23 protein-coding genes and 1 tRNA gene are annotated in these 24,711 nt (G+C 67.7%); 16 read left to right on the forward strand and 8 right to left on the reverse strand.

What is annotated here, in order from left to right; genetic code table 11:
- Positions 1-9: 9 nt before the first annotated feature.
- Together hypB and AC1D0A_RS06165 are read right to left on the reverse strand one after the other, a co-directional pair.
- Positions 10-942, reverse strand: coding sequence for a hydrogenase nickel incorporation protein HypB (gene hypB, locus AC1D0A_RS06160; protein WP_476945392.1), 933 nt, complete (start codon positions 940-942; stop codon positions 10-12).
- Positions 943-944: 2 nt separating this feature from the next.
- Positions 945-1,274 carry a hydrogenase maturation nickel metallochaperone HypA/HybF gene (locus AC1D0A_RS06165; protein ID WP_476943436.1) on the reverse strand — a complete coding sequence of 110 codons (330 nt, stop codon included), beginning with the start codon at positions 1,272-1,274 and terminating at the stop codon, positions 945-947.
- Between the two features lie 287 nt (positions 1,275-1,561).
- Here AC1D0A_RS06165 and AC1D0A_RS06170 point away from each other — a divergent pair, with 287 nt between their 5' ends.
- The 9 genes from AC1D0A_RS06170 (at position 1,562) to AC1D0A_RS06210 (ending at position 9,869) form a co-directional block, all read left to right on the forward strand.
- Positions 1,562-2,461 carry a ParA family protein gene (locus tag AC1D0A_RS06170; RefSeq protein ID WP_018772307.1) on the forward strand — a complete coding sequence of 300 codons (900 nt, stop codon included), beginning with the start codon at positions 1,562-1,564 and terminating at the stop codon, positions 2,459-2,461.
- A 44-nt stretch (positions 2,462-2,505) separates the two neighbouring features.
- The gene (locus AC1D0A_RS06175; protein WP_476945393.1) at positions 2,506-3,384 is read left to right on the forward strand and encodes a segregation and condensation protein A; all 879 of its coding nucleotides are present in this window, start codon (positions 2,506-2,508) and stop codon (positions 3,382-3,384) included.
- Positions 3,385-3,470: 86 nt separating this feature from the next.
- Positions 3,471-4,079, forward strand: a complete 609-nt coding sequence (scpB, locus tag AC1D0A_RS06180; RefSeq protein ID WP_243179596.1) for an SMC-Scp complex subunit ScpB — start codon at positions 3,471-3,473, stop codon at positions 4,077-4,079.
- Positions 4,080-4,189: 110 nt separating this feature from the next.
- A complete protein-coding gene (locus AC1D0A_RS06185) occupies positions 4,190-5,488 on the forward strand; it encodes a pseudouridine synthase (RefSeq protein WP_476945394.1) in 1,299 nt (432 codons plus the stop codon).
- Between the two features lie 2 nt (positions 5,489-5,490).
- Positions 5,491-6,600 carry a prephenate dehydrogenase gene (locus AC1D0A_RS06190; RefSeq protein ID WP_459384367.1) on the forward strand — a complete coding sequence of 370 codons (1,110 nt, stop codon included), beginning with the start codon at positions 5,491-5,493 and terminating at the stop codon, positions 6,598-6,600.
- The gene (gene cmk / locus AC1D0A_RS06195; protein ID WP_476945395.1) at positions 6,600-7,343 is read left to right on the forward strand and encodes a (d)CMP kinase; all 744 of its coding nucleotides are present in this window, start codon (positions 6,600-6,602) and stop codon (positions 7,341-7,343) included. The genes AC1D0A_RS06190 and cmk overlap by 1 nt, the downstream gene beginning before the upstream one ends.
- 73 nt (positions 7,344-7,416) lie before the next feature.
- Entirely contained in the window at positions 7,417-8,097 is a 681-nt protein-coding gene (locus AC1D0A_RS06200; RefSeq protein ID WP_459385981.1) for a lysophospholipid acyltransferase family protein, read from the forward strand.
- Positions 8,094-9,644: a ribosome biogenesis GTPase Der gene (der, locus tag AC1D0A_RS06205; protein WP_028275909.1), complete on the forward strand. Its 1,551-nt coding sequence runs from the start codon at positions 8,094-8,096 to the stop codon at positions 9,642-9,644. Before AC1D0A_RS06200 ends, der begins: the two co-directional genes overlap by 4 nt.
- Before the next feature lie 148 nt (positions 9,645-9,792).
- Positions 9,793-9,869 (forward strand) — tRNA-Pro (locus tag AC1D0A_RS06210).
- A 101-nt stretch (positions 9,870-9,970) separates the two neighbouring features.
- Here AC1D0A_RS06210 and AC1D0A_RS06215 read toward each other — a convergent pair.
- Positions 9,971-10,840 carry an Fpg/Nei family DNA glycosylase gene (locus AC1D0A_RS06215; RefSeq protein WP_243179545.1) on the reverse strand — a complete coding sequence of 290 codons (870 nt, stop codon included), beginning with the start codon at positions 10,838-10,840 and terminating at the stop codon, positions 9,971-9,973.
- 195 nt (positions 10,841-11,035) lie between these two features.
- Between AC1D0A_RS06215 and gcvH the strand changes: the two genes are divergently transcribed.
- The 5 genes from gcvH (at position 11,036) to AC1D0A_RS06240 (ending at position 14,250) form a co-directional block, all read left to right on the forward strand.
- Entirely contained in the window at positions 11,036-11,422 is a 387-nt protein-coding gene (gcvH, locus tag AC1D0A_RS06220) for a glycine cleavage system protein GcvH (RefSeq protein WP_028275907.1), read from the forward strand.
- 160 nt (positions 11,423-11,582) lie between these two features.
- Positions 11,583-12,059, forward strand: a complete 477-nt coding sequence (locus AC1D0A_RS06225) for an FHA domain-containing protein (RefSeq protein ID WP_028275906.1) — start codon at positions 11,583-11,585, stop codon at positions 12,057-12,059.
- A gap of 17 nt (positions 12,060-12,076) precedes the next feature.
- Positions 12,077-12,799: a transcriptional regulator FtsR gene (gene ftsR, locus AC1D0A_RS06230; protein ID WP_028275905.1), complete on the forward strand. Its 723-nt coding sequence runs from the start codon at positions 12,077-12,079 to the stop codon at positions 12,797-12,799.
- Positions 12,799-13,302 (forward strand): bifunctional nuclease family protein, encoded by a 504-nt coding sequence (locus AC1D0A_RS06235; protein WP_028275904.1) that lies wholly within the window; start codon positions 12,799-12,801, stop codon positions 13,300-13,302. Before ftsR ends, AC1D0A_RS06235 begins: the two co-directional genes overlap by 1 nt.
- 351 nt (positions 13,303-13,653) lie before the next feature.
- Positions 13,654-14,250 (forward strand): MerR family transcriptional regulator, encoded by a 597-nt coding sequence (locus tag AC1D0A_RS06240; RefSeq protein ID WP_028275903.1) that lies wholly within the window; start codon positions 13,654-13,656, stop codon positions 14,248-14,250.
- Positions 14,251-14,368: 118 nt separating this feature from the next.
- On the opposite strand, the gene AC1D0A_RS06245 is transcribed toward AC1D0A_RS06240, so the two are convergent.
- On the reverse strand, positions 14,369-15,250 hold the full coding sequence (locus AC1D0A_RS06245) for a ParA family protein (protein WP_476943433.1): 882 nt from the start codon (positions 15,248-15,250) through the stop codon (positions 14,369-14,371).
- Between the two features lie 317 nt (positions 15,251-15,567).
- Between AC1D0A_RS06245 and AC1D0A_RS06250 the strand changes: the two genes are divergently transcribed.
- On the forward strand, positions 15,568-18,963 hold the full coding sequence (locus tag AC1D0A_RS06250; protein ID WP_243179543.1) for a pyruvate carboxylase: 3,396 nt from the start codon (positions 15,568-15,570) through the stop codon (positions 18,961-18,963).
- A 211-nt stretch (positions 18,964-19,174) separates the two neighbouring features.
- Here AC1D0A_RS06250 and AC1D0A_RS06255 read toward each other — a convergent pair whose 3' ends face one another.
- Positions 19,175-20,998, reverse strand: a complete 1,824-nt coding sequence (locus AC1D0A_RS06255) for an AMP-dependent synthetase/ligase (RefSeq protein WP_243179542.1) — start codon at positions 20,996-20,998, stop codon at positions 19,175-19,177.
- A gap of 223 nt (positions 20,999-21,221) precedes the next feature.
- On the opposite strand from AC1D0A_RS06255, the gene AC1D0A_RS06260 reads away from it, so the two are divergent.
- Positions 21,222-22,316 carry an ROK family glucokinase gene (locus AC1D0A_RS06260; protein ID WP_476943432.1) on the forward strand — a complete coding sequence of 365 codons (1,095 nt, stop codon included), beginning with the start codon at positions 21,222-21,224 and terminating at the stop codon, positions 22,314-22,316.
- 57 nt (positions 22,317-22,373) lie between these two features.
- Here the strand turns inward: AC1D0A_RS06260 and AC1D0A_RS06265 are convergent, their stop codons facing one another.
- Genes AC1D0A_RS06265 through AC1D0A_RS06275 form a run of 3 tightly spaced genes read right to left on the reverse strand, consistent with a single transcriptional unit; the run spans position 22,374 to position 24,689 of the window.
- On the reverse strand, positions 22,374-23,096 hold the full coding sequence (locus AC1D0A_RS06265; RefSeq protein WP_243179540.1) for a hypothetical protein: 723 nt from the start codon (positions 23,094-23,096) through the stop codon (positions 22,374-22,376).
- Entirely contained in the window at positions 23,089-23,892 is an 804-nt protein-coding gene (locus tag AC1D0A_RS06270) for an alpha/beta hydrolase (protein WP_476945396.1), read from the reverse strand. The genes AC1D0A_RS06265 and AC1D0A_RS06270 overlap by 8 nt, the downstream gene beginning before the upstream one ends.
- Positions 23,889-24,689, reverse strand: a complete 801-nt coding sequence (locus tag AC1D0A_RS06275) for an alpha/beta hydrolase (RefSeq protein ID WP_476943430.1) — start codon at positions 24,687-24,689, stop codon at positions 23,889-23,891. Before AC1D0A_RS06275 ends, AC1D0A_RS06270 begins: the two co-directional genes overlap by 4 nt.
- Positions 24,690-24,711 lie beyond the last annotated feature (22 nt).

The raw sequence follows: 24,711 nt of genomic DNA on the forward strand, positions 1-24,711 counted from the left end.
CGTCAACGGTCAAACGCGTAGTCCGCCAGAGCGCGGCGCACTCCCGGCGGCAGCCGCCGCCGGGTGGGGATTCTTCCGGATCCACTCCAGCCAGCCGTCCATGCCGTCGCCGGTGGTAGCTGACAGGGTCAGGACGTCGACGCCGGGATTGAGCAGGCGCGCCTGGCGCACGCAACGTTCGACGTCGAACTCCACATAGGGGAGCAGGTCTGCTTTGTTGATGATCACCAGGTCGGCAGCCAGGAACATGTGGGGGTATTTCTGCGGTTTGTCATCGCCCTCCGTAACTGAGATCACGACGACCCGGGCCGATTCGCCGAGGTCAAACAATGCCGGGCACACCAGGTTGCCCACGTTTTCGATGAAGAGTGTCGATCCGGGGACCGGATCCAGCGCGCCCAGCGCCCGCTGCAGCATCCCGGCATCCAGGTGGCAGCCCGCCCCGGTGTTGATTTGGATCACCGGCCGCCCGGTGGAGCGGATCCGGTCGGCGTCCAGCGAGGTCTCCTGGTCCCCTTCGATCACACCAATGACCAGCTCACCGGCAAGTTCCCTGATGGTCCGGACCAGGAGCGTGGTCTTGCCCGCCCCTGGGGAACTCATGACATTGAAGGCCTGGATGCCGCGTCCTTCCAGCCAACCCCGGTTCCGTGCGGCCAGGAGGTCGTTCTTGGCGAGCAGGTTCTCCTCCAGGGAGATGAGGGTCCGTCCCTCCGCCGCGGGGCTGTGCCCGGCGTCGGCTGTCCCGGGGGATTGGGGACGCGGATGGCCGTGATCGTGCTCGTGATCGTGGGGATGGCCGTGATCGCGCGGATGCTCGTGCGGATGCGGGTGCGGATGTTCGTGCGGGGCCGCAGCAGCGGGCAAGATGTCGTGCACAGTGCCGTCGAGGTCCGAAACCCTGGTGCCGGCGTCGTCGCCGCATCCGCACGTCGCACACATGTCTACGCAACCTCCACCGAGGTGACCAGGAGCTCCCGGCCACTGACGACTTCGACATCGGCACTGCCGCAGGGGCAGAGCAGAAACATGTCCTCAAGGACGAACTCGTCGCGGCAGCTGCGGCATCTGGCCCGGCCCTCGGATTCATCGATCGTCAGGGTTGCCCCGGCCAGCGGCGTGTCAGCTGAAACGACTTCGAAGCAAAAGCGCATGGCGTCCGGGAGGACGCCGCTCAAGGGTCCGATCCGCAGGTTGACGCCCGTCACGGAGCGTCCACCGGTCCGGTCCAGGACCGCCTCCACAAGACTTTGCGTGATCGAAAGTTCGTGCATGAGCCGCTGCCACCTCGTCGTTTCAATGTAGGCCTGCGGGGTACAAACTTCAATATCTCCGGGGTCGCCGGAGCGCCCTTGGCGTCCCCCGGGCGCCGCCGTGACAGCCCGGTAGCAACCTTCGACTTCAACCCGAACGTCAAGGCACAGCCTCCGGCGCAGTGTCAAGGTCCGGCGAATACCGTGTCGGGCGCTGTAACCTTGGGAGGAACGCGCTGGGCTCCGGGAGCCCGGAAGCGGCAAAATGAAGCACGACAATCACCGTCATCGAAAGTGTGGATAGATACGTGAGCAGCGAACAGGGTTCAGCAACTCTGGAAGGCACCGAACTCGATCTGGAAGACGCCGTCATGGGCCCCACCGGGCGGCCCCAACGCGACTTTCCGGAGCCCGCGCCGCTGTCCTCCCACGGTCCTGCGCGGGTCATCGCCATGGTGAACCAGAAGGGCGGGGTCGGCAAAACCACGTCCACGATCAACCTCGCCGCAGCCCTGGCCGAATACGGCCGCCGCGTGCTCCTGGTCGACTTCGATCCGCAGGGCGCCCTGTCCGCCGGCCTGGGCACCAACCCGCACGAGCTCGACCTCACCGTGTACAACGTGCTGATGGACCGCAAGGTGGACATCCGCGACGCCATCCAGAAGACCGGCGTGGAAAACGTAGATCTGCTCCCGGCCAACATCGACCTCTCCGCCGCCGAGGTACAGCTGGTCAACGAAGTGGCCCGCGAACAGGTGCTGGACCGGGCCCTGAAAAAGGTCGAGGACGACTACGACGTCGTCCTGATCGATTGCCAGCCCTCGCTCGGCCTGCTCACCGTCAACGCGCTGACCGCCGCCCATGGCGTCATCATCCCGCTGATCTGTGAATTCTTTGCCCTGCGCGCCGTGGCGTTGCTCGTGGAAACCATCGACAAGGTCCAGGACCGCCTCAACCCGCGCCTGCAGGTCGACGGCGTGCTCGCCACGATGTACGACGCCCGGACCCTGCACGGCCGCGAGGTGATTGCCCGCCTGGTGGAGGCCTTTGGCGACAAGGTCTTCGAAACCGTCATCAAGCGCTCGATCAAATTTGCCGACGCCACGGTCGCGGCCGAGCCCATCACTACCTACGCGGGCAACCACGTCGGTGCCGACGCCTACCGCCGCCTGGCCAAAGAGCTGATCTCGCGCGGCGGCGCGCCCTAGCCAGGGTCGTGGCAGGCGCCTTTTCTCCGCCAGCGAATCTCGACATGCCTGCGGAGCTCGACACGCGCGCGGAATCCGCGCGGGCCGCGGGGCCGGAGGGCCCAGCAGAACCGCGCGTCAAAAAGCCCGGATTCGAAGTGCGGCTGGCCAACTTCACCGGCCCGTTCGACCTCCTGCTCGGCCTGATCTCCAAGCACCAGCTGGACATCACCGAGGTGGCGCTGTCCACGGTCACTGACGAATTCATCAAGTACATCAGGGGCCTGCAGCAGCTGGGGGAGGAGTGGGCCCTGGATGAGGCCAGCGAATTCCTGGTGATTGCGGCCACCCTCCTGGACCTCAAAGCGGCCCGGCTGCTGCCCGCGGGCGAGGTTGAGGACGATGAGGACATTGCCCTGCTGGAGGCCCGGGACCTCCTGTTCGCCCGGCTGCTGCAGTACAAGGCCTTCAAGCAGGTGGCCGGCATGATCGGCTCCACGCTCGAGCTTGAGGCCCGGCGCTATCCCCGGCAGGTTGCCCTTGAGGGGCACTTCGCTGCCCTGCTTCCGGAACTGCTGTGGCGGCACACCCCTGCCCAGTTCGCCTTCCTGGCCGAGGCGGCCCTCAAACCCAAGGAGGCAGCCCCCACCGAAGTAGGCCTCGCGCACCTGCACGGCGCGCCCGTCAGCGTCAAGGACCAGGCCGAGCTGCTGGGGAACCGGCTGCGGCTGGGCACGCCACTGAGCTTCCGGGCCCTGATCGCCGACGCCGAATCCACGCTGGTGGTGGTGGCGCGGTTCCTGGCTTTGCTGGAGCTGTTCCGCGACCGGGCAGTGGGCTTTGACCAGCTGCTGCCGCTGGGGGAACTGACGGTGCACTGGACGGCCGATACCCAGGGGTGGAGCAGCGAAAACCTGAGTGAAGAATACGAGGACCAACCGTGAACGAACGACTCCCTGACGCTGCCCGCGAGGCCGGGCCGGACGCCGGGCCGGACGCTGCCCGCGAGGCCGGGCCGGACGTCGCGAGCCTGCCAGGGGGCGCCCGCGCGGCCCTCGAAGCGGTCCTGATGGTGATCGACGAACCGGCCACGGCCCAGGCCCTGGCAGCCGGACTGAACCTGACGGTCGACGTCATCGAGACCCTGCTGGCTGAACTGCAGCGGGAGTATAACGGTTATACTGTTAATGCCCCGGATGTGGACGATGCCAGTTTGAACGGCTTCAGCGCCACCGCCCGGGGTTTTGAATTGCGGAATATCGCCGGAGGCTGGCGGATCTATTCCCGCGCTGAATTCGCCGAGATCGTTGGCGAATTCGTGCTGGAAGGCCAGACAGCCAGGCTGACGCAGGCGGCGCTCGAAACGCTCGCCGTCATCGCTTACCGCCAGCCCGTATCTAGGGCGCGGGTGTCTGCAATTCGAGGAGTCAACGTTGACTCTGTCGTGCGGACGCTGACGCAGCGGGGGCTGATCGAGGACTCGGGAACCGATCCTGAATCCGGAGCAATCCTGTACCGCACGACGTCGTATTTCCTGGAGCGAATGGGAATCGGCTCGGTGGCGGAATTGCCACAGCTTTCACCCCACCTTCCGGGGCTTGAAGGCATCGAAGAGTTTTACGACGCTGGAAGAATGTAGGCAGGAACAACTGCCTGCGCACGAGTATCCACTAGGGCAGAATCATTTTGCCCAGTCGGCGGGTGTTGTCGGGAGACAGCGGCCGTCGGCCAACAAACGAAGGACGGGTCATGACACAGGCGGGACGCCAGGGTTCACCACGTAACAGTTCGGGACGTAACAGTGCCGGACAAAGCAGTGCCGGACAAAGCAGAGGTCAGGGCTCAGGCCGCGGCGCACAGGGCGGTTCGGGCCGCAGCGGCGGAGCCGGCTACAAGGGCGGCGCGGCCCGCAGCTCCCAGGGCGGCGCCGGCCGCAGCGGCGGAGCCGGCTACAAGGGCGGCGGAGACCGCCCCTTCAAGCACCCCAAGCCTCGCGAAGAGGCCTTTATCGATCCGGACCTGCAGGGTCCCGACGGGGCGCCGTCGACTGCCCGCCCGGCTTCCGCTGACTGGAAGTCGAAAGCGCCCTCCGGCAAGGAGGCAGCCCGCAAGGCAGCCGCCCGCAAGCCCGGCTTCGGCAAGGCTCCCGGCACTCCCGGCGCCCTCAAGCCCAAGCCGCGCGTCGGCGCCGGAGCGGCCAAGGCCACCGGTTCCCGCGCCTTCGGCAGTGAACGCTTCGGCCAGAACCTCGGGCCCGTGCGCAAGCCGGCCCGCAAGCGCGGACCCCGCGCCGAGGTGCCGCAGTCTGAGCTGCACGACGCCGACGGCACCCGCCTCCAGAAGGTCATGGCTTCCGCCGGCGTCGCCTCACGGCGGGTCTGCGAGGAAATGATCGCCGAGGGCCGCGTCGAGGTCGACGGCCAGGTGGTCACCGAACTCGGCGTGCGCGTCGACCCGAAGACGGCAGTGATCCACGTCGACGGACTGCGCATCCAGCTGGACGAGAACATGGTCTACATGGTCTTCAACAAGCCCAAGGGCGTTGTCTCCACCATGGAGGACCCGGACGGCCGCCCGTGCATCAGCGACTTTGTCCGCAACCACCACGGCGAACGCCTCTTCCACGTGGGTCGGCTTGACGTCGCCACCGAAGGGCTGCTGCTGCTGACCAACGACGGCGAGCTCGCCAACCGCCTGACGCACCCGTCCTATGAAGTGCCCAAGACCTACCTCGTGCAGGTCCGCGGGCCGTTCCCGCAGGGCGTGGGCGCCGAACTCAAGGGCGGCGTCGAACTCGAGGACGGCATCGCCTCGGTGGACTCCTTCAAGCTCGTCGACTCGACCCCCGGCCACGTGCTGATCGAGGTCGTGCTGCACTCGGGCAAGAACCGGATCGTCCGGCGCATGTTCGACGCCGTCGGCTTCCCCGTGCTGCGCCTGGTGCGCGTCAAGGTCGGCCCCATCGGGCTCGGCGACCAGCGCCAGGGCAGCATCCGCAACCTCGGCAAGCAGGAAGTCGGCCACCTGCTGGCCTCCGTGGGGCTGTAAGCATGTCCGCCTTCCGCACGCACGGCCGCGGCCACCTGAACGGCCCGGTGCTCGTCCTGGGCTCCGGGCTTCTGGGCACCAGCATCGGGCTGGGGCTGCGGGGGCGGGGCGTTCCCGTGTTCCTCTCGGATCCCTCGCCGACCAACCAGGCCGTCGCCGTCGACATCGGCGCCGGCCTGCCGCTGGCGCGCCTCGAGGGGGAGGCTCCGGAGCTCGTCGTCGTGGCCGCGCCGCCGGATGTCACGGCGGACGTCGTGGCCAAGGCGCTCCAGGACTACCCGCACGCCGTCGTGGTGGACATCGCGAGCGTGAAGGCGCAGATCCTGGCCGATCTCCGCAGCCGCGGCGCGGACCTGGGCCGCTACGTGGGGACCCACCCCATGGCCGGGCGCGAGAAATCGGGCCCGGTCGCGGCCCGGGGCGAGCTGTTCACCTCCATGCCGTGGGTCGTGTGCCCGGCGGAGGAGACACTGCCGGAGTCTCTGCGGGTGGCGCGTGCGCTGGCCGGCGATCTCGGCGCCGTCGTGTCCGAATTCGCTGCCGACGAGCACGATGCAGCCGTGGCGCTCGTCTCACACCTGCCGCAGGTGATGTCCTCGCTCGTGGCCAGCCGCCTGCAGGGCACGCCCCTGCACGCCCTGTCCCTGGCCGGCAACGGGCTGCGCGATGTCACCCGGATCGCCGCAAGCGATCCCACGCTCTGGGTCCAGATCCTGGGCGCGAACGCGGAAAAAGTGGTGGAAATCCTGCACGGAGTCCGCGAGGACCTCAACCGGCTGATCGGCACCCTGGAGGCACCGGCCGCTCCCGGCGCCCGGCTGGACCTTGCCCAGCTGATCAGCGAAGGCAATGCCGGCCAGTCCCGGATCCCGGGCAAGCACGGCGGACCCCCGCAGGCATACTCGTGGCTGACGGTGCTGGTGGATGACACACCCGGGCAGATCGCCAAGCTGCTGACCGAGATTGGCGAGATCGGCGTCAACGTCGAAGACCTCCGCCTCGACCACTCTTCGGGGCAGAATGTGGGCATGGTGGAAATTTCCGTCCTGCCCAACAAGCACGACCTTTTGATAGCAGCCCTCAATGACCGTGGATGGCGGGTACTCCAGTAATGACCCAGGAACTCATCGAGACAGTGGACGTAGTCCGCCCCGGAAAAAGCCTTGTGGTTGCCATCGACGGCCCCTCCGGCTCCGGCAAATCCAGCGTGAGCAAAGAGGTGGCCCGCCGGCTGAAACTGGCCTACCTCGACACCGGCGCGATGTACCGCGCCCTGACGTGGTTCTGCCTGCAGAGCGGCACGGACCTGGACGACGGGGCCGCCGTCGAGACCGCCGCAGAGACCCTGCCGCTGGAAATCAGCACGAGCCCGCAGGAAGAGTACGTCCGCGTCGGCGGGCACGATGTCACTCTCGCCATCCGTGAACCCGCCATTTCCGCGGCAGTCAGCGCCGTCGCCACCACGCTGGGCGCGCGGACTGAACTGATCCGCCGGCAGCGCGAGCTGATCGAAAAGCACCACCGCCGCATGGTGGTCGAGGGCCGGGACATCACCACCGTCGTCGCGCCCCATGCCGAGGTGCGGATGTTGCTGACCGCCAGCGAGGAAGCCCGCCTGCGCCGCCGCGGCATCCAGTTGGGCGGCAGCCAGAATGCCGAGCAGCTGGCAGCCCAGGTCACCTACCGCGATGCCAAGGACTCCACCGTAGTGAACTTCACCACGGCCGCCGACGGCGTCGTGACCCTGGACTCCTCCGACCTGGACTTTGACGAGACGGTCCAGGCCGCCCTCGACATCGTGGACACCGTGGTCAACCACTCTCCTGTTCCGCTCCGGGCCGTCCACGGTGACTGAGGGGCGCGCCGGACTGCCGGGGACAGCGCCCGCCGCCCCGCCCGGCCAGTGGACGACGGCGTGGAGCCGGCCCGTGGGCTGGCTCCTGGACCACCTCGTCTACCGCACCTCGGTCAGCGGACGCTCCAACGTCCCGGCGGCCGGTCCCGTGATTTTCGCGGGAAACCACATCAGCTTCCTGGACGGGCCCGTCATGTTCGGCGCCTCGCCCCGGCCCATGCACATCCTCGTCAAGCAGGAGATGTTCACCGGGTTCCTCGGCCGCGTCCTGGCGGCGTCGGGCCAGGTGCCCGTCGACCGCCGCGGTGGCCGTGCGGCGCTGGCCACGGCCCGGAGCCTGCTCGACGCCGGGCGGTGCGTCGGGATTCTTCCCGAAGGCACGCGGGGGAGCGGTGAGGCCGCCGCGATCAACAACGGCGTCGCCTGGCTGGCGCTTAACTCCCGCGCCACCGTGGTTCCCGTGGCCATCCTGGGCACAAGAATCGGCGGCGAACACCTGGACACGGTGCCCGCACCGCGCCGGCGCCTGCATGTCAGCTTCGGCGGGGCCATCAACGTCAGCCGCAGGCCGGGCGAGAGCGGGCGTGTTTCAATGGACAGGGCGGGAACCGAAATCCGGGCCGCATTAGCGCGCCATGTCCAGGACTCAGTACTAAGAACCGGGCAGCCCCTGCCCCACGCGGAATCACCGCATGAACGTCATGAAGCAGTAGCCGGGACGCCGGCAGATCACCACCTAAGGAAAGTGCAATGAGCGATACGACTCAAACCTCCGGCAATTTTGGCGCCGGCGAAGACGAATACACGCCCACCGGCACCGACCAGGTGGCTGAAAACCTTGCCGCCCTGGACGATGACGAAGCGGAACTCCGCGCGGCCTCGCTGCGTGCCGGGCTGGACGACTACGAGCTCGACGAAGACGACGCCGCCCTGCTGAGCGGCCACTTCGACGATGAGGACTTTGACGGCCCGGTCAAGCTGGACCCGGTCCTGGCCATCATCGGGCGGCCCAACGTGGGCAAATCCACCCTGGTCAACAGGATCCTGGGCCGCCGCGAGGCAGTGGTCGAGGACACCCCCGGCGTCACCCGCGACCGTGTCATGTACTCGGCAAACTGGAACGGCCGCAACTTCACCGTGGTGGACACCGGCGGGTGGGAGCACGATGCCCGCGGCATCCACGCCCGTGTGGCGGAACAGGCCGAGATGGCCGTGGAACTTGCCGACGCCGTCCTGTTCGTCGTCGACTCCGCCGTGGGCGCGACCGCGACCGACGAAGGCGTCATGAAGATGCTGCGCAAGTCGAAGAAGCCGGTCATCATGGTGGCCAACAAGGTGGACGACTTCGCCCAGGAAGCCGACTCGGCCACCCTCTGGGGCCTGGGCTTCGGCGAACCGTACCCCGTCTCGGCCCTGCACGGCCGCGGCGTGGCGGACCTCCTGGACCACGTCATGGACACCCTCCCGGAGTACTCCCTGATTGAAGGCCTCGAGCGCTCCGGCGGACCCCGCCGCATCGCCCTGATCGGCCGCCCGAACGTCGGCAAGTCCTCGCTGCTGAACAAGCTCGCCGGTTCCGAGCGTGTGGTGGTGGACAACACCGCCGGCACCACCCGCGACCCGGTCGATGAATTCATCGAACTCGGCGGGCGCACGTGGCGCTTCGTGGACACCGCCGGCATCCGGCGCCGCCAGCACATGGCCCAGGGCGCGGACTTCTACGCCTCCCTGCGCACGCAGAGCGCGCTCGAAAAGGCCGAGGTCGCCGTCGTGCTCCTGGCCGTGGACGAGGTGCTCAGCGAGCAGGACGTCCGCATCCTGCAGCTCGCCGTTGAATCCGGCCGCGCCCTGGTGCTGGCCTTCAACAAATGGGACCTCCTCGACGACGAGCGCCGCCGCTATCTGGAACGCGAAATCGAGCAGGACCTGGCACACGTGGCCTGGGCGCCGCGCGTGAACATCTCGGCCAAGACCGGCTGGCACAAGGACCGGCTCGTCCCGGCCCTGGACACCGCCCTGGAAAGCTGGGACAAGCGAATCCCCACCGGACGCCTCAACGCGTTCCTGGGCGAACTTGTCGCAGCGCACCCGCACCCGGTCCGCGGCGGCAAGCAGCCCCGCATCCTGTTCGGCACCCAGGCCTCGAGCCGGCCGCCGAAGTTCGTGCTCTTCACCACCGGATTCCTGGATCCGGGATACCGCCGCTTCATCACCCGACGCCTCCGGGAGACCTTCGGCTTCGAGGGCACGCCGATCGAGGTCAACATGCGCGTGCGCGAAAAGCGTGGCAAGAAACGTTAATTCCGACACACCTTGCCGTGACAGCCTGAAATTGTCACAGGCACCCTCCCGGATCGTGTAAGCTTTTGGAGGTGGTTCGGCCGGACTGCTTGGAAGAAAACCTGGAGCGAATCCGGGAGGACTTCCGGGCGGAGAACGGTGGAACCAGCGGGCTGTAGCGCAGCTTGGTAGCGCACTTGACTGGGGGTCAAGGGGTCGCAGGTTCAAATCCTGTCAGCCCGACCAACAGCTGAAACCCCGCCATTCCTGATGAAGGAATGGCGGGGTTTTCTGTTTCCCGGACACATCCGCGCCGCGGTGTTCCCCGGACGGTCCGCGGTGATCCGCTATTTCAAAAAGCGCGACGTCCGGCGGTCGGCCAGGATCTTTCCTTTCGTCTGGCACGTCGGGCAGTACTGCAGGGCGGAATCGGCAAAGGAAACCTCCCGGACCGTGTCCCCGCACACCGGACACGGTTCGCCGGTCCGGCCATGGACCCGCATGTGGCTCCGCTTGGTGTCCTTGAGCTCGTTGGGCGGCTTGCCCTTGGCCTCCGCCACCGCTGTTCCCAGAATGGTGTGGATGGCGTCGTAGAGGCGCTGCACGTCCGTCCGGTCCAGCGACTTGGCGATCGCGAACGGCGAAGTCCTGGCGGCGTGCAGGATCTCGTCACTGTAGGCATTCCCAATGCCCGCGATGATGCCCTGGCTCCTCAGGACGCCCTTGATCTGCTGGGAACTGGAGCCGAGAATCCCGGCCAGTGCATCGACGTCGAAGTCCGGACTGAACGGATCCGGTCCGAGCGCCGCGATGCCGGGCACGTCGTGCGGATCACGGACCACATAGACCGCCAGGCTCTTTTTTGTGCCCGCCTCCGTCAGGTCCATGCCCACCGGGCCGGAATCGCCCGAGAACGTCAGCCGCAGCGCGATGTGGCCCTTCCCCATTTTCAGCTGGGCGTCGGTAGGGGAGTCCGTGAAGCGGACCCAGCCGGCCCGGGCGAGGTGGAAGACAAAATGCAGCCCGTCCGCTTCCACGCTGACAAACTTGCCGAACCTTTGCACGCCGCTGACGGCCTTGCCCTGGAGATCGGAGTAGGGAGGGTCTGCCGTCTTGAGCACGGCGAAGGAGACCGGCTGGATTTTCCGCACCATTGCTCCGCGCAGGTGCTCGTCCAGAAAGTCCGTCAGGGCCGCAACTTCAGGAAGCTCAGGCATGGCCTAGCCCTGGCGTGTCCGGACGGTCCCGGCGCCCCGGTTGTTCACATTCCCGCCCTTCAGCGGAGCATGTTCTGCCATGGCACCATCTTCGCAGATCCCTCCCCGGCCCCTGCCCGATATGCCTATACTTTCAGCGGCGGCTAGAACAAACGACTGCCGCCGCCAGGTGATTGACCCGATGAAAGGCCCGTCATGAGCATCATTCCCGAAGACCTGTCCTACACCGCAGAACACGAATGGGTTTCGGCCCCCAACGCCGACGGGGTTGTGCGCGTGGGCATTACTGATTTTGCCCAGGACGCCCTCGGGGATGTCGTCTACGCCCAGATGCCCGAGGTCGGGACCACCATCAAGGCCAACGACGTCGTCGGAGAGGTCGAATCCACCAAGAGCGTCAGCGACATTTACGCCCCGGTGACGGGCGAGGTGGTCGCCAGGAACGAGTCGCTGGACACCGATTCCGCCCTGATCAACTCCGATCCGTACGGTGAAGGCTGGCTGATCGAAATCAGGCTCGCGGAAGCCGACGCGGTCGAGTCCTTGCTCAGTGCATCCGAGTATGAACAGCAGGTAGGCTAAAGACAGAGGTCATTCGGGCCGGGGCCGCCGGCGAGTGTTGTTGGGATAGCAAAACAAAGCCGCGCCCCGCCGAAGGGCCTCATTACCGGGACTGCAAGGCTTTTCCGGACGGCATGCGTTGTTTGCAGGGGGGACACCTGCAACGAATGAGGAGGACTCAATGTTTGGGCACGAACGGAACGACACCGGTGACGGTTACGGCACGGGTGGAGTGAAGGCTTCGGAGACCACGTCGATCAACCTCACTCCGGTGCGCGACGAACCCAATTTCACGCCGAAGCTTTCGACTGAGGAACGGGCAGCGGTTGAGGCCCTTCCCTTCGGATCGGCCCTGCTCGTGGCGCACAGCGGCCCCAACGCCGGTGCGCGGTTCCTGCTGGACTCCGACGTCACCACGGCGGGCCGCCACCCGGACGCCGACATCTTCCTCGACGACGTCACTGTCTCGCGCAGGCACGTTGAATTCCGCCGCACTGCGCGCAGCTTCGAGGTTGTGGACACCGGGAGCCTGAACGGCACCTACGTCAACCACGACCGCGTGGACTCGGTGGAACTGAAGTCCGGCAACGAGGTCCAGATCGGCAAATTCCGCCTCACCTTCTACCTCAGCCCTGCCCGCGCCGCAGGCAACGTCTGATTCCGGGGTAGTTGCCTGTGGCCACGGCACATGCGGATCGGCGCGGACCCCAGGTTCTGAACATCGGGGAAGTCCTGGCTCAACTGAGCGACGACTTCCCCAGCATGACTGCGTCAAAAATCCGGTTCCTTGAAGAAAAGGGACTCATCAACCCGCAGCGGACACCTGCCGGCTACCGTCAGTACTCCGAGAACGACGTCGAACGGCTGCGCTTCGTCCTCTCACTCCAGCGTGACCAGTACCTGCCGCTGAAGGTCATCAAGGACTACCTTGATGCGATCGACCGGGGCGAACGGCCGGAGAACCTGCCGGCAGGCGTCACGCTGTCCCCGCGGATCGTCTCCGAGGAGCTCGCCTCCGAGCTGCACAGCCGGGCACGCAGGCTCAGCGAGGAGCAGCTGCGCGCCGAATCCGGGGCGAGCGTCCCGCTGCTGGAATCGCTCCTGAGCTACGGCCTGATCGGGCACGTCAACGGCAAATTCGACGAACACGCGCTGCAAGTCGCGCGGGCCTGCGTCCAGCTTGAGAGCCATGGCCTGGAACCCCGCCACCTGCGGCCCTTCCAGGCCGCTGCCGACCGCGAATTCGGGCTCGTGGAGCGTGCTGTGGCCACCCTGACCTCCCGCAAGGACGCAGCCTCCCACGCCCGGGCCGCCGAGGCGGCCCGGGAAATCAGCGACCTCTGCCTGTCCTTGCACCAGGCGCTGGTCCACGACCGCATCTCAAGGATGGACATCTGATGATTGAGGTGGAGATTGTCGGCGTGCGGATCGAGTTGCCGTCCAACCAGCCGCTTGTCCTGCTCAAGGAAATCCATGGTGAGCGCCACGTGCCCATCTGGATCGGGACCCCGGAGGCCAGCGCCATCGCCTTGGCCCAGCAGGGGGTCATCCCGCCCCGGCCGATGACCCACGACCTCCTGGTGGACGTTGTCGAGGCCCTGGGCCACACGATCGTCAGCGTCAACATCGTGGCGGTGGAGGACAACATCTTCTACGGGCAGCTGCAGTTCGAGAACGGCACCACCGTGAGCTCCCGGGCCTCCGATGGGTTGGCCGTTGCCCTGCGCGCCAAGTGCCGGATCTGGTGCGCCGACGCCGTCATGGACGAGGCCGGCGTCCGGATCACCGAACACGACGAGGGCGAGGACACGCACCCCGGACCCGCCGTGGACGAGGAAGGCGAACTGCGGCGCTTCCGCGAGTTCCTCGACGACGTCGAACCCGAAGACTTCGGCGGCTGAGCCGGCCCAGGCAACAGGCGCCAGGGAACCTGCCGGGGTTGCCTGCGTGCCTGTGACTGCTGGTGTTTCTGATACGTGCGTGACAGCTGTGGCGGCACTGAACGTTAAAGTCAAGGATGAAACTTTCGACACGCCCCTGGAATAGCCCCAACGTCTTTGACCTTGGGCCCCGGCAGGCCTAACGTCGGAGGTACAAGTTCCCATTGCATACGGTAGCCGCGCAAGTCACACTGGAAGGTGCAGCCCGGCTGAATTACACGGATGGAGTATTCATCCGGTGTCATGCAGCTGTTCACATCTATTGCTGCCGATGCAACAAACCCAGGGGAACCCACGACAAGGAGGGTCCACGTGAGTCCGAAAGGCGAAGCAGGCGAGCTGAAGCAGGCCTCAACGGCCGGCGTTGCTGTGCCCGCCAGCGGTGCCCAGGGCCTGCTGTTCACCGAAGATCTCCCCGTTCTGGACGAGGACGCGGGCTACCGCGGACCCACCGCCTGCAAGGCGGCCGGCATTACCTACCGCCAACTCGATTATTGGGCGCGCACCGGACTCGTTGAGCCCGCCGTCCGCGGCGCGGCCGGCTCCGGCTCGCAGCGGCTCTACGGCTTCCGCGACATTCTGGTTCTCAAGGTGGTCAAACGGCTCCTGGACACGGGCGTCTCCCTGCAACAGATCCGCACCGCCGTGGAACACCTGCGTGAGCGCGGCGTCGAGGACCTCGCCCAAATCACGCTCATGAGCGACGGCGCCAGCGTCTACGAGTGCACATCGGCAGATGAAGTCATCGATCTCGTCCAGGGCGGCCAGGGGGTGTTCGGCATCGCCGTCGGCCGCGTATGGCGCGAAGTTGAAGGAAGCCTCGCAGCCCTTCCCAGCGAACACGCCGCGGACCAGTCCTTTCCCGACGACGAGCTGAGCAAGCGCCGGGCGGCCCGCAAGATCGGCTAGCGCCCACAGCTGCAGACATGACTGAGCACAGAAACGACTGAGCACAGAAACGACTGAGGCCGCCTCCCGGACAGGGAAGGCGGCCTCATTCTGTTGCGCTGTGTACGGCAGCCCGGGGCTACCGTAGGCTGCGGTCGCGGACAGCGCCGGCCGGGGCCACGCTGCCCTGGTTCAGCAGGTTCTGCAGCAGGGCATCGAAGAGCCCGGCCGCATTCTTGGCCGAGTCGCCGGGCCAGTGGTGGATGGAGTGGGCCGCGCCCTGGATCTGCTGCCAGTTGGCCTGCTCCGGGATATGCGGGCTCAACAGCAGCTGGCCGAACATGGATTCCATCTCCGAGAGCCGGAACGTGTGCTCGGCCGAACTGCTGCGCACCCGGTTGGCCACGATGCCCGCGGGGGACAGCTTGGGGGCGAATTCCTGCCGGAACAACTGGATGGCGCGCATGGTGCGTTCTGTGCCGGCCACCGAGAAAAGCCCGGGCTCGGCCACCAGGGTCACCTTGTCGCTTGCGGACCACGCCATCCGGGTCAGGCCGTTCAGTGACGGGGGACAGTCGACCAGGACGAGTTCGTAGTTCGTGGCGCCGGCCAGGACCGTGGAAAGCCGGCGAAGGTCGCGGCGGCCCAGGTCGGGGCGGTCGTAGATGCCGGTATAGGCGGAGCCGACGGCCACGTCCAGGACGGAGGTCGCCGCGCCGGACTGGATCCTGCCGTTCGCGCTGCCGTTGGCGTTGCCGCGGCCGTTGATCCGGGCGTGATCCACCCAGCCGCTGGGGACCACGTTGTCCGCCAGATGTGCCCGCCGCGGCGACCTCAGCATCCTGCCGATATCGAGCTGATCGTCCGGACTCACGCCCAGGGCCGTGCTGGCGTCAGCATGCGGATCAAGGTCGACGACGAGGGTGGGGATGCCGGCGGCCAATGCCGCCGACGCCAGTCCGGTGGTCACGGATGTCTTGCCGACACCGCCTTTGAGGCTGCTGATGCTCACTACTTGCACTTGAAAAACCAATACCTAACGCCGGTTGCCGAGACGGGGTCGTGCCGGCTCCTGCGTTCTTCGGAGCCGGGGCGTGCATGCGCCACCCACCCACTCATCATATGTTGATGCTCCGGCGAAACCCGTTTCATCCGGCGTGGGGCGCCAGAACCTCGCCAATCGGACGGACGGGGAAAGCTCTAAGGCCAAGGCCCTGCCCATCGCGGCGTCCGTGACGGATAATGCTGTGACAGTCGCCACAATGATTTGTGTTTGCCCGCACAGGTCCTAGACACTGTGAGCACTTACCGATACGCCCGCGATGAAGCAGGAGAAGTATGTTTTCTAAGATTCTGGTGGCCAACCGCGGCGAAATCGCGATTCGCGCCTTCCGCGCGAGCTACGAGCTGGGTGCCAAGACTGTCGCTGTGTTTCCCCATGAGGACCGCAACTCCATTCACCGCCAGAAGGCCGATGAGGCGTATCTGATCGGCGAGGAGGGGCACCCGGTCCGGGCCTACCTGGACGTTGATGAGGTGGTGCGCGTCGCCAAGGAGTCCGGGGCGGACGCCATTTACCCCGGTTACGGTTTCCTCTCCGAGAACCCGCGCCTGGCGCGGGCCGCGAAGGAGGCCGGCATCACCTTCGTCGGGCCGCCGGCAGAGGTCCTGGAACTCGCCGGTAATAAGGTTGCCGCCCTCGAGGCCGCGCGCAAGGCCGGCGTCCCGGTCCTCAAGTCCAGCCAGCCGTCGAAGGACCTGGACGAACTGATCGCCGCCGCGGATGAAATCGGCTTCCCCATCTTCGCCAAGGCCGTCGCCGGCGGCGGCGGGCGCGGCATGCGCCGCGTGGACACCCGCGAGGCGCTCCCGGAGGCCCTGCAGGCCGCCATGCGCGAAGCCGACGCCGCGTTCGGCGACCCCACCATGTTCCTGGAGCAGGCCGTCCTGCGCCCGCGCCACATCGAGGTCCAGATCCTGGCCGACGCGGAGGGCAACGTGATGCACCTCTTCGAGCGTGACTGTTCCATCCAGCGCCGCCACCAGAAGGTCATCGAGATCGCCCCGGCCCCGAACCTCGACGAAGGCATTCGGCAGGCGCTGTACCGCGACGCCGTGAAGTTCGCGAAGGCGCTGAACTACGTCAACGCCGGCACCGTCGAATTCCTCGTCGACACCGTGGGCGAGCGGGCCGGCCAGCACGTCTTCATCGAAATGAACCCGCGGATCCAGGTCGAGCACACGGTCACCGAGGAAGTCACCGACGTCGACCTCGTCCAGGCGCAGCTGCGCATCGCCGCCGGTGAGAGCCTCGCGGACCTGGGCCTGTCCCAGGAGAGCGTCCAGCTCAAGGGTGCCGCCCTGCAGTGCCGCATCACCACGGAGGACCCGGCCAACGGCTTCCGGCCCGACGTCGGCAAGATCACCGGCTACCGCTCGGCCGGCGGCGCCGGCGTCCGGCTCGACGGCGGCACCGTCTACTCGGGCGCGGAGATCAGCCCGCACTTCGACTCCATGCTGGTCAAGCTGACCTGCCGCGGACGCAACTACCCGGCCGCCGTCGCCCGGGCCCGCCGCGCCCTCGCCGAGTTCCGCATCCGCGGCGTGTCCACCAATATCTCCTTCCTGCAGGCTGTCCTGGACGATCCCGACTTCGTCGCCGGGGATGTGGCCACCTCGTTCATTGACGAACGGCCCCAGCTGCTGAAGGCACGGGTCTCGGCCGACCGCGGCACTAAGTTGCTGACCTGGCTTGCCGACGTCACGGTCAACAAGCCCAACGGCGAACTCAAGGTCCACACGGACCCGGCGGACAAGCTTCCGGCCCTGGATGACGCCGCGGCCCGGCCAGGGTCCCGCCAGCGTCTCCAGGAACTCGGCCCGGAAGGGTTTGCCCGTGCCCTGCGGGCGCAGGACGCCGTGGCCGTCACAGACACCACGTTCCGCGACGCGCACCAGTCCCTGCTCGCCACCCGGGTGCGCACCCGGGACCTCGTGGCGGCCGGTCCCGCAGAATCCAAGCTGCTCCCCGAGTTGCTCTCGGTCGAGGCCTGGGGCGGGGCGACCTACGACGTCGCCCTGCGCTTCCTCGGCGAAGACCCCTGGGACCGGCTTGCCGCCCTGCGCAAGGCCATGCCGAACCTGTGCCTGCAGATGCTGCTCCGCGGCCGCAACACCGTCGGCTACACGCCCTACCCGGAAGAGGTCACGGTGGCGTTCGTCAACGAGGCCGCCGCCACGGGCATCGACATTTTCCGGATCTTCGACGCCCTCAACGACGTCAACCAGATGGCTCCGGCCATCCGGGCCGTCCGCGAGACCGGTACCGCCGTCGCCGAGGTTGCCCTCTGCTACACCGCGGACATGCTGGACCCGGAGGAAACGCTCTACACCCTGGATTACTACCTGGAGCTGGCGCAGAAAATCGTCGACGCCGGGGCGCACATCCTCGCGATCAAGGACATGGCCGGACTGCTGCGTCCGGCTGCCGCGGCGCGCCTGGTCTCGGCGCTGCGGGAGCGGTTCGACCTCCCCGTCCACCTGCACACCCACGACACCGCCGGCGGCCAGCTGGCCACGCTCCTCGCGGCCGTGGATGCCGGCGTGGACGCCGTCGACGTGGCCTCGGCCTCACTGGCGGGAACCACCAGCCAGCCCTCGGCCTCGGCCCTCGTCGCCGCGCTGGCCCACACGGCGCGCGATACCGGCCTCAGCCTGGCGAACGTCTGCGCCCTCGAGCCTTACTGGGAAGCCGTCCGCCGGGTCTACGCGCCGTTCGAGTCCGGACTGCCGGGCCCCACAGGCCGGGTCTACCAGCACGAAATTCCGGGCGGCCAGCTCTCCAACCTGCGCCAGCAGGCAATGGCGCTGGGCCTGGGCGAGCGTTTCGAGGCGATCGAGGACATGTACACCGCGGCGGACCGGATCCTCGGCCGCCTGGTCAAGGTGACCCCGTCGTCCAAGGTGGTGGGCGACCTCGCCCTGCATCTGGTGGGCCTCAACGCCGATCCGGAAGACTTCAACGAGAACCCGCAAAAGTACGACGTCCCGGATTCCGTGATCGGCTTCCTCTCTGGCGAGCTTGGTGACCCGCCCGGTGGCTGGCCCGAGCCCTTCCGGACCAAGGCGCTGCAGGGGCGCACCGTCAAGGTCCGCGACGTCGAGATCAGCGCCGAGGACAGCGCCGCGCTCAACGGCGATTCCAAGACCCGGCGGGGCACGCTCAACCGCCTGCTCTTCGCCGGTCCCACCAAGGACTACCAGAAGAGCGTGGAGTCCTACGGCAACCTTTCCGTGCTGGACACGCGGGACTACCTCTTCGGGCTGCAGCGCGGCGCGGAGCACGAGATCGAGCTCGAGAAGGGCGTCCGGCTGATCGCCTCGCTCGAGGCCGTCTCCGAGCCGGACGAGAAGGGCATGCGCACGGTCATGTGCACGCTCAACGGCCAGTCCCGGCCGGTGGTGGTCCGCGACCGTTCAGTGGTGAGCAACGTCAAGGCCGCCGAACGCGCCGACACGTCCCAGCCGGGCCAGGTCGCCTCGCCGTTCGCCGGTGCCGTCACGCTCACCGTCAAGGCCGGGGACACCGTCAAGGCCGGCGACACGGTGGCCACGATCGAGGCCATGAAGATGGAAGCGTCCATCACGACGCCGGTGGCCGGCACCGTCGCGCGGCTCGCCGTCGCCGGGATCGAACAGGTCCAGGGCGGGGATCTGCTGCTCGTCGTCGAATAGCGGCAGCGCGGCAACACAGCACCCCATCAAAACAGAAGGGTCTTTCCGGCTTCCGCCGGAAGGACCCTTCTGTTTCTGCCAGACATTGCCTCCCGAACAAAAGCAACGCGGGGCCAGATACGGCCCATCAGGGGCGCCGGATGGGCCGTATCTGACCCCGCGTTGCTCTGGTGCGGGGGTTGCTCTGGTGCGGGGCGGTCGCGGTTGCAGCCTAGGCGAGGGTGGGTCGCTTGGCGCTGTACATTTCCTCGATCACGTTCTCGAAGTCCTTGAGCACCTGGGCCCGCTTGACCTTCATGGAGGGGGTCAGATGTCCGGAGGCCTCGGTGAAGTCGGCCGGCACGATCCGGAAGGACTTGATCGCCTCGGCCTGGGATACGGACTGGTTGGCGTGGTTGATGAGCTCCTGGACCGCGGCCTTGACGGCGGGGTTGACGGCAGCCTCGGCGAGAGGGGTCGAGGCCGGGAGCCCGTGGCGGCCCAGCCAGCCGGGGAGGGCTTCCTCGTCCAGGGTCACCAGGGCGCCGATGAACGGGCGGTTGTCGCCCACCACGAGCACCTGCGAGACGAGCGCGTCGGCCCGGATCTGGTCTTCCAGCAGGGCAGGGACCACGTTCTTGCCGCCGGCCGTGACGATGATTTCCTTCTTGCGCCCGGTGATGGTCAGGAATCCAGCCTCGTCCAGCTGGCCGATGTCGCCGGTGCGGAACCAGCCGTCGTCGTCGAAGGTCGCGGCGGACAGGTCATCGCGCTTGTAGTAGCCGCGCATGACGCACACGCCCTTGGCGAGGATCTCGCCGTCGTCCGCGATCCTGACGGAGTTGCCCGGAATCGGGGCGCCGACGGTGCCGATCTTGATCAGGTCGGGGGTGTTGACCGTGACCGGGGCCGTGGTTTCAGTCAGCCCGTACCCTTCCAGGATCTGCATGCCGATGCCCTGGAAGAAGTGGCCCAGCCGTTCGCCGAGCGGGCCGCCGCCGGAAACGGCATGGGAGACGTTCCCGCCCATTGCGGCCCGGAGCTTGCTGTACACGAGCTTGTCGAACACGGCGTGCTTGAGCTTCAGTACGAGCCCGACCTTGCCGGCCTGCCGGGCCCGGGAGAATTCGATGGCGGTGTCCGCGGCGCGGTGGAAGATGGCGCCCTTGCCGCCGTCCTCGGCCTTGGTCAGGGCCGAGTTGTAGACCTTCTCGAAAACGCGCGGGACGGCGAGGATAAAGGTCGGTTTGTAGCTCTGCAGATCCGGCAGCAGGTTCTTGATATCCGGGGTGTGCGCCACCGTGACGCCGGCCGCGACTGCCAGCACAGAGATGAAGCGTGCGAAGACGTGGGCCATGGGCAGGAACATGATGGTCCGTGCCTGCTCGTGGACGATCGTGCCCAGCGACGTGACCAGCGCGTTCTCGGACAGTTCCACGAAGTTGCCGTGCGTCAGCTCGCAGCCCTTGGGCCGGCCGGTGGTGCCCGAGGTGTAGATGATCGTGGCGACATCGTTCAGGGACGCCTGGCTGCGGCGTGCTTCAAGCTCGGCGTCGCTGACGCCGGCTCCGGCCGCACGGACCTCGTCCAGGCTGTCGCCCTCGAGCTGCCAGACATGCCCCAGGGCGGTGAGGCCCTCGGAGGTGGCCGCCTGCCGGATGATGTCCTCGTGGTGCGCCGATTCGCCGAACGCGGCCACGGCGCCGGAGTCGCCAAGGTTCCAGGCCACCTGGGAGGGGGAGGAGGTTTCATAGATCGGGACCGAGACGGCGCCGGCGAACCAGATGGCGAAGTCGATCAGGGCCCATTCATACCGGGTGCGGGACATGATGCCCACCCGGTCGCCGGCGGCCACACCGCTGGCCATGAGGCCCTTGGCGAGGGCCGAGACGTCGGCCAGGAATTCGGTGGCGCGGACGTCCTGCCACTGGCCGGCTGCGTCGAGCCGCGAGAACAGCGCAGGGTTGGAAGCCTTGGCCGCCTGGCGCACCACGAGATCGGTGACATTGGTGTCCGGATCGACATTCACCAGGGGCGGGACAATGATTTCTCGCACGACAGCTCCTTTGGTATCCATAGGCCCGCAAGGGGTACCGCTAAGCCTAGTATGCGGCCCCCCGAAGGTGTGTTCTGCGACACCTACTGGCCAGTAACTTTACGGTCGGGACCGCCGTTCCGCCAGTCGGGGATGCTGCGGGCACGTGCGCGGCGCTCTGCTGCCGCGTCATGCGGCCGGGCCTTCGCTGCCGTTGCGGCCCCGGCGAATAGAATGGGGCACCATGCAGACACCAACACCCGGCCGGCAGCCCGGCCTGCGCCGCCGCACCGCCGCCTGGCGAAGCAGGACCCTGGCCGGCGCCGCGGCCGCCACGGCCGGGCATGACCTCCGCTCACACCTGCGGCTGGGCCGCAAGGGCCTGGCGATCGGCGTCGACATCGGGGGAACCAAGGTTGCTGCCGGCGTGGTGGACGCCGAGGGCAGGATCCTCAGCCAGGCCAAACGCTCCACCCCGGGCAACGACCCGCGCGCCGTGGAACAGGTCATTGTCGAACTCGTCGGAGAGCTGGGCGCCGGACACCGGATCTGGTCGGTCGGAATCGGCGCCGCCGGCTGGATGGACCTCGACGGCGGCACTGTCCTCTTCAGCCCGCACCTGGCCTGGCGCAATGAACCGCTGCGCGAGAACCTGCAGCGGCTGCTGCGCCGCCCCGTCCTGCTGACCAACGACGCCGACGCCGCCGCCTGGGCGGAATGGCGCTTCGGCGCCGGACAGGGACAGGACCGTCTGGTCTGCATCACCCTGGGAACCGGAATCGGCGGGGCCATGGTCATGGACGGACGGCTCGAACGCGGCCGCTTCGGTGTGGCGGGGGAGTTCGGCCACCAAATCATCATGCCGGGCGGGCACCGCTGCGAGTGCGGCAACCGCGGCTGCTGGGAACAATACGCCTCGGGCAATGCGCTCGGCCGCGAGGCCAGGGAACTGGCCGCCGCGAATTCCCCGGTTGCCCAGGAACTGCTCAAGGCCGTGGACGGCGACGTGGAACGCATTACGGGCGTGATCGTGACGGAGCTGGCCAAGGCCGGGGACCAGACCTCCCGCGAACTCCTCGAGGACGTCGGGGAATGGCTGGGCCTTGGCCTGGCGAACCTCGCAGCGGCACTGGACCCAGGCAAGTTCGTGATCGGCGGCGGACTCTGCGACGCCGGCGAGCTGCTCGTCGCGCCCGCCCGGAAGGCCTTCGCGCGGAACCTCACCGGCCGCGGCTTCCGCCCCGCGGCGGAGATCGAACTGGCCGCCCTGGGACCCAACGCCGGACTGATCGGCGCCGCCGACCTCTCCCGGGTCAGCAGCCGCATGCACACCCAGTAGCGTGCCTTCCTGGGCCCTGAACCAACCAGCGCGGTGGCTGGCGCCCTGACCGGTGGACTAGATGCGAGCCCCGTCGTCGTGCTCGTCCTTCTCGCCCGGCAGCTTCATGATCAGGAACACCACGGAGGCCGCGAACGCGGCCACCATGCCCACGATCGCCAGCGTCGGGGCCGACCGCCAGAACATCGCCGAGAACACGAGCGCAATCGGGCCGCCCACCGCGCCAATCCAGGCAAGGACGGTCATCGGATCTGCACCGGCCAGGCTGGGCGGCTCCTCCGGGACGAACACGCCATCATCGTCGTCGGCCTCGTAGTCCCGGGGGCCGGATGCGGTGTCCGGTGCCTCATTGCTGCCCGCGGCCGGGTTGCCCGGGGCGGAGGCGAGCCGCTCCCTGGCGGAAAGTTCGATCGGCGCGACGCCGGCGAGGCCCAGCGGGTCGAAATCGCTGAACGACCTGTTCGCACCGGTGCCGGCGCCGGAGCGAGCGCCGGTGCCGGCGGCGCTGTCCGTTCCGCCGGCCGGGCCGTCAGTTCCCCCAACTGCCTCGTCCCCGCCTTGCCCGACCCCTTCCAGCCTGGCGACGAGATCCAGCCACACGGCGTCGTCATCGGCAAGCGGTGCGGCCGCGGCGGCCGGGTCCTGCGCCTCAGGGGGCGGGGTGGTGCCCGGGCGCTGGAGGCCGGATGCGTCAGCGCCAGGCGACCTGTCGTTTTCTGGGTCAGGGATCTCGGGGTCAGGGGTCTCGGGGTCAGGGACGCCGGGGTCCGGTTTAGTCATTGGCCGTGTCCTTCCGGCTGGCGCGGGCGGCGCCCGGACCGGCTGCGGCTGCAACATACCGGACAAATTCGGCCGTGCCACGGAAGATCTCGGGCGCGTCGTTGTCCATGGTAGCGACGTGGTAGCTGTTTTCCAGCCGGACCACCTCGAGCGGGGCGTTGGTCAACCCGCGGCGCAGGGCCTCCATGCTGGATTCGGACACCACATGGTCCACCGTGGAACGGTAGACCCGGACCGGAGCCGTGACGCGGGGCAGCAGCCGCACGGTGTCCTTGAACATCTTGTTGAGCTCGTGCGCGGCGGCCACCGGAGTGCGCGGGTAGGCGCACTCGTCCATGCCCGGTTTGAGGATGTCATTGGCGATCGCAGGGGTGCTCTTGAGGACAAACTTCAAGACGCCCGCCAGCGGGGCGCGGGGATCATCGATAACCAGGCCGGGGTTGACCACCACCACCCCCGCCACGGGGCGGGTGGCCGCGATCCGCAACGCGAGGGCGCCGCCCATGGACAGCCCCGCCACGACCACGATGTCGCATTCTTCCGCAAGCTCCAGGTAGGCCGCGTCCAAGGCAGCATGCCAGTCCTGCCACCGGGTCTTGGCCAGCTCCTGCCAGCTCGTTCCGTGCCCCGGCAGCAGGGGCAGCCGGACGGCGAACCCGGCACCGGCCAGGGACAACGCCCAGTCCCGCACACCGTGCGGGCTGCCGGTGAAGCCGTGCGAGACCACGACGCCGGTCCGGGGGATGGTTCCCGTGAACGGGCTGCTGAACGGCGAGTGGTCCGGGAGGATGCTCATGGGGTCTCCGAGGGGGCGCGGGGCGGCGAAATGGCGTGGGCGTGCTGCAGGAAGAAACGCACTGATTCTTCAAAGAGTAGCGGCGCATCGGCGTCCAGGGTGGCAACGTGCCCGCTGTGCGGGAGGGGAACCACCGTGAGTTCCCGGGACCCGAGCCGCCTGCGCAGCAGCGCCAGGGATGACGGCGGGACCACGGCGTCGGTGTCCGACTTGAACACCAGGGCAGGGGCGGAGACGGACGGCAGGTCCCGGAGGGTCGCGGCGAACAGCCGGCGCAACTGGTGGACGGCGGCCAGCGGGGTCACGGAGTAGTCACCGTCGTCGGTGGTGGCCGCCGTGGAATTCTCCTCCTGGATGGGCGTGGTGGTGCGCTGGAAGTACTTGAGCAGTCCCACGATCCGGACCCTGCGGTCATAGAAGCTCAGGCCGGGGTTGACGGCGGCCACGCCGGCCACGCCGTGGCGGGCCGCGGTACGCAGGGCGATCGTGCCGCCCATGGACAGTCCCGCGACGTAGCAGTCATCAGTCCGGCCGGCCAGGTCCAGGTACGCCGTTTCAAAGCTCCTGTACCAGTCCTGCCAGCCCTGCCGGGCGAGGTCCCGCCAGTGGGTGCCGTGCCCGGGCAGAAGCGGTACCGATACGGCGAAGCCCTGGGCGGCGAGGTGGCGGGCCCACGGCAGGACGCTGAGCGGGCTGCCTGTGAAGCCGTGGCAGATGGCCACACCGGTCCGGGCGTTGGGGCCGTGGCCGGGGTAGCTGAAAGCGGCGGGCGCAGGGGGAGTGCTGCTTTCAGTCATGAGCCCATCGTGTCACCCTTAG

The sequence above is a fragment of the Arthrobacter sp. P1_D4 genome, from assembly GCF_056406115.1.

Excerpts from the sequence above, each read along its gene's own strand:
- AC1D0A_RS06175 (WP_476945393.1), top strand. The coding sequence starts at position 2,506 with ATGCCTGCGGAGCTCGACACGCGCGCGGAATCCGCGCGGGCCGCGGGG.
- cmk (WP_476945395.1), top strand. The coding sequence starts at position 6,600 with ATGACCCAGGAACTCATCGAGACAGTGGACGTAGTCCGCCCCGGAAAA.
- AC1D0A_RS06235 (WP_028275904.1), top strand. The coding sequence starts at position 12,799 with ATGATTGAGGTGGAGATTGTCGGCGTGCGGATCGAGTTGCCGTCCAAC.
- AC1D0A_RS06250 (WP_243179543.1), top strand. The coding sequence starts at position 15,568 with ATGTTTTCTAAGATTCTGGTGGCCAACCGCGGCGAAATCGCGATTCGC.
- AC1D0A_RS06190 (WP_459384367.1), top strand. The coding sequence starts at position 5,491 with ATGTCCGCCTTCCGCACGCACGGCCGCGGCCACCTGAACGGCCCGGTG.
- AC1D0A_RS06265 (WP_243179540.1), bottom strand. The coding sequence starts at position 23,096 with ATGACTAAACCGGACCCCGGCGTCCCTGACCCCGAGACCCCTGACCCC.
- gcvH (WP_028275907.1), top strand. The coding sequence starts at position 11,036 with ATGAGCATCATTCCCGAAGACCTGTCCTACACCGCAGAACACGAATGG.
- der (WP_028275909.1), top strand. The coding sequence starts at position 8,094 with ATGAGCGATACGACTCAAACCTCCGGCAATTTTGGCGCCGGCGAAGAC.
- AC1D0A_RS06165 (WP_476943436.1), bottom strand. The coding sequence starts at position 1,274 with ATGCACGAACTTTCGATCACGCAAAGTCTTGTGGAGGCGGTCCTGGAC.
- AC1D0A_RS06215 (WP_243179545.1), bottom strand. The coding sequence starts at position 10,840 with ATGCCTGAGCTTCCTGAAGTTGCGGCCCTGACGGACTTTCTGGACGAG.
- AC1D0A_RS06260 (WP_476943432.1), top strand. The coding sequence starts at position 21,222 with ATGCAGACACCAACACCCGGCCGGCAGCCCGGCCTGCGCCGCCGCACC.
- AC1D0A_RS06270 (WP_476945396.1), bottom strand. The coding sequence starts at position 23,892 with ATGAGCATCCTCCCGGACCACTCGCCGTTCAGCAGCCCGTTCACGGGA.
- AC1D0A_RS06275 (WP_476943430.1), bottom strand. The coding sequence starts at position 24,689 with ATGACTGAAAGCAGCACTCCCCCTGCGCCCGCCGCTTTCAGCTACCCC.
- hypB (WP_476945392.1), bottom strand. The coding sequence starts at position 942 with ATGTGTGCGACGTGCGGATGCGGCGACGACGCCGGCACCAGGGTTTCG.
- AC1D0A_RS06185 (WP_476945394.1), top strand. The coding sequence starts at position 4,190 with ATGACACAGGCGGGACGCCAGGGTTCACCACGTAACAGTTCGGGACGT.
- AC1D0A_RS06225 (WP_028275906.1), top strand. The coding sequence starts at position 11,583 with ATGTTTGGGCACGAACGGAACGACACCGGTGACGGTTACGGCACGGGT.